Genomic DNA, 3,402 nt, shown 5'->3' with positions numbered 1-3,402 from the left:
CGAGTCCCTCCGGCCCCGGTTCGAGTCCCCGATCTGCGAGGGCGGTTCGGAGTGTTAGGTCCGTTTCTGGCTGAGGGTGAATACTCCGGGTTCGTCTTCGGTGATGACGTGGCGGTTGACTATGCATTTCAGCTTCGCGCGGGTGCCTTCGACGTGTTTCGGCGAGGGTTCGACGCCGAGGGCGAGGCAGATGCCTTTGGCGCGCATGCCGGCGGGCGCGGTGCCCAGGATGTGCAGGATCTGCTGGTAGGGGGCACTGGCGATCGTCGGGTCGTCGGCGGTGAACTCGTCGGCGACGAGAGTGCGCAAGGTGGTGCGGGTGGTCGCGGGGTCGGCCAGTTCGCCGTCGAGGCGGGCGAGTTCGCCGGTCAGGGCGGTGATCTGCTCGCGGAGTCGGTCGGCGTGCCGGCGTGCGGCGGTCTCCCGATCGGCGATGAGGTCGAGGACGGTGGGAAGGTTCACCGGTGCCGCCAGGAGGGTGTGCTGGTCCCGGTCAGCCGCCGCACGATGTTCGCCGTCGACGCCCACAGGGTTCGGGACACCGAGGACTCTGGTCGGCTTTCGTACTCGCGCACGAGACGGCGGTGCAGCATCAACGTGCCGTTGACCTACTCGACCGTCCTCCGTCTGCGGATCGGTACGAACCCCGGGCCGGGTGTCGGATCGTGTGACGACCTCCACGCCGACACCCAGCACGGCGCCGTGCAGCGCGAGGTCCTGTTTGAACCCGGCGTCGACCCAGGCGCGGCTTACCGTCGGGGTGTGTTCGACGACCTTCCGAGCAGGCGGATGCCGATGGCGTTATCGGTGACCGACGCCGCGGTCACCACCACCGCGATGACCAGCCCCAGCGCGTCCACCGCCAGGCCCCGCTTACGCCCCGACACCTTCTTCCCGGCGTCCTTGCCGGTAGTGGCCGCCGGGACGTGTTTCGCCGCGCGGATCGACTGGGTGTCCAACACCACCGCGCTCGGATCCTCCCGGCGGCCGACCTTCTCCCTGGCCTGGCAACGCAGCAGATCGTGGATCACCTGGTCAGTGCCGTCGTCCCGCCCCAGCGCGAAGTAGTAGGTGGCCGACTTCGGCGGCAGGTCGTGTGGCAGGCACGCCCACTGACAGCCCGTCCGGTTCTGGTAGAAGATCGCGTTCACAATCTCCCGCAGGTCGTAGTCGCCCTCACGGCCCGACACCGACACCAACACCGCGACCCGCCTGGCCTTCCACGCCTGCAGAAACGGTCCGATCGGCTCCCACTGCTCGTCGCTGACATCGCTCGGGTACGGCTTTCGATCACCCATGATGGGGCTAACGCCGCAGCCGCCCCACAGTCACGACCAAGACTCACATTTCATATATCGACCTGTTGCTATGGACGGCGAACCGGCCGGAAGGCCGCCAACCGGACGCAACGCATAGATCAGATCAAGTTACTGCGGACCGCCTTCTCAGAGGTTCCCAGTACCCTGACCTGGCTTGCTCGGCCGAGCAAGCCAGGTCAGGCAAAGGAGCCGCCAGGTTGGGACTGGAAGAAAAGCTGGCCGGTTGGACTGGGCCGTCCAGCTCAACGGAGCAAGACAAGCAAGAACGCACCGAACGGATAATCCGCGAGGCGATCAAAGAGCACGCGGCCTTCGACTCTTGTGACCTTCGTATCTATGCCAAAGGCTCGTACGCCAACAACACGAATGTCAAGACAGACAGCGACGTTGACATCGCCGTTCAATGCCGAGACGTCAGGTACTGGGACGGGGCAAAGCCCGGAATCCACACCCCGTCGTCACCCCAGGGGATCTGGACTCCGGCGAAACTGCGCTCCGAACTGCGGAATGCGCTGTTGAAAAAATTCTCCGGACAGGTCGATACATCCGGTTCAACCGCCTTCCGCATCCACTCCGGCGGCGCACGCGTGGACGCCGATGTCGTCCCCTGCTTCAACTACCGGTACTACTTTGCCGGCGGGGGCCACCGTGACGGTGCCAAGGTATTCAAGAAGGACGACTCCAGCCTGATCAACTATCCCGATCAGCAGCTCACGAACGGCCGGGACAAGAACAACCGCACCAGCCAGCATTACAAGAGGACCGTCCGGATCATGAAGCGAGTCGAAAACGCCATGGTCCACGACGGCAAGCACAGGGAGGTGCCGTCCTTCTTCGTCGAATGCCTCGTCTACCACTGCCCGGACGACATCTTTCTCAGGTCGGCCTGGGAAGGAACCGTGCGCGGCGTCATCAGCCACATCTTCCATGGCCTTGAGGGCGCTGAGCCCAAGGACAGCTCCAAGCGCTGGCTCGAAGTTAGCGGATGCAAGTACCTCTTCCAACCCGGCCAGGCATGGACCCGGGCAGACGGGCGGGCATTCGCCAAGGCCGCATGGAACTACCTCGGGCTGACGTCGTGAAGCGCAGCATCACTATCCGGGTGGTCGCCGCAGTGATCGTCATCGTCCTCGCCGCAGGCACCTGGATCACCAGCGGCAAGGTCGACACCGGCTGGACCCGGTTCTTCTCCGCCGCTGTCCTGATCGCTACCCTGATCCTGGCCGCCTGGGATCTCTGGCTCTGGCGACTCGGCCTCGTCCAGCGCATCCCAGGCGTACCTCGCTGCGTGCGCGGAACTTGGCAGGGCACCCTCACCTCTTTCTGGATCGATCCCGGAACCGGGACATCGCCACCACCCAAGACCGTCTACCTGGTCGTCCACCAGACCGCTACCTTGGTCACGGTCAAGCTCTTCACCAACGAATCGCGGTCGACCTCCACGCTTGCCGCCGTATCCGCCGTGGACAGCGCTTGGAACCTGGCCTATCTCTATCTCAACCGTCCCGACATGCACGCCGAACACCGCAGCAGGATGCACCACGGGTCGACGGTTTTCGACGTATCCGGAAGTCCTGCAACGCGACTGACCGGCCGCTACTGGACCGACCGCGACAGCAAAGGCCAGCTTGAGTTCACCCGCCGTCACCACAAGCTGGCTGACGACTTCCTCGAAGCAACCACCTATTTCGCGTAACCGGCGAACATCGATTCAAAGATTCAAGCAACGGCCAAACGCCGGCACGGACAGAGGCCCGGGGACAGCGCGGGTGCCACGGCCTTCGCATCCCGGGTCACCAGCGTTCGCCGGCACACCCCGGGCGTCGCCGTCGTCGACCGGGGCCGTCGCGAGAACGACCATGTTTGGTTTCCTCGACTCGACCATGCCGATACGTCGGGAGTGGTGGCGGCCAGAAGGGTGAGCGCGGCGCGACGGGCGTGCCCGTCCGTGCTGGCCGGGCCACGGTGCTCGGCGACGGTCGTCGCCCCCTCGATCAGCATGAGCAACTGCCGGCCCAGCCCTCTCAAACACTCACTGAGCTGCACGCCAAGGTCGTCCTGCTGACTCAGACCGACGATGGCC

The 3,402-nt window shown here is 64.9% G+C and carries 3 protein-coding genes and 2 pseudogenes; 2 read left to right on the top strand and 3 right to left on the bottom strand.

The genetic code is table 11. The features are described 5' to 3' along the window. Positions 1–54: 54 nt before the first annotated feature. Positions 55–462, bottom strand: coding sequence for a hypothetical protein (locus tag Pen02_RS41360; protein ID WP_203871675.1), 408 nt, complete (start codon positions 460–462; stop codon positions 55–57). Continuing rightward, positions 459–1,298: pseudogene (locus Pen02_RS41355) on the bottom strand (IS5 family transposase). Before Pen02_RS41355 ends, Pen02_RS41360 begins: the two are co-directional and overlap by 4 nt. Positions 1,299–1,516: 218 nt before the next feature. Between Pen02_RS41355 and Pen02_RS41350 the strand changes: the two are divergent. Then, complete coding sequence (locus tag Pen02_RS41350) at positions 1,517–2,401, top strand: nucleotidyltransferase domain-containing protein (protein WP_203871674.1); 885 nt, start codon at positions 1,517–1,519, stop codon at positions 2,399–2,401. Next, on the top strand, positions 2,398–3,015 hold the full coding sequence (locus Pen02_RS41345) for a Cap15 family cyclic dinucleotide receptor domain-containing protein (protein ID WP_203871673.1): 618 nt from the start codon (positions 2,398–2,400) through the stop codon (positions 3,013–3,015). The genes Pen02_RS41350 and Pen02_RS41345 overlap by 4 nt, the downstream gene beginning before the upstream one ends. 23 nt (positions 3,016–3,038) lie before the next feature. Here Pen02_RS41345 and Pen02_RS41340 read toward each other — a convergent pair. Continuing rightward, positions 3,039–3,402 (bottom strand): annotated as a pseudogene (locus tag Pen02_RS41340) (hypothetical protein); the annotation flags it as partial.

Source organism: Plantactinospora endophytica (genome assembly GCF_016862915.1).
Classification (GTDB): domain Bacteria; phylum Actinomycetota; class Actinomycetes; order Mycobacteriales; family Micromonosporaceae; genus Plantactinospora; species Plantactinospora endophytica.
Note: the sequence above shows the minus strand (reverse complement) of the source record. Positions and strands in the feature narration are given on the sequence as shown.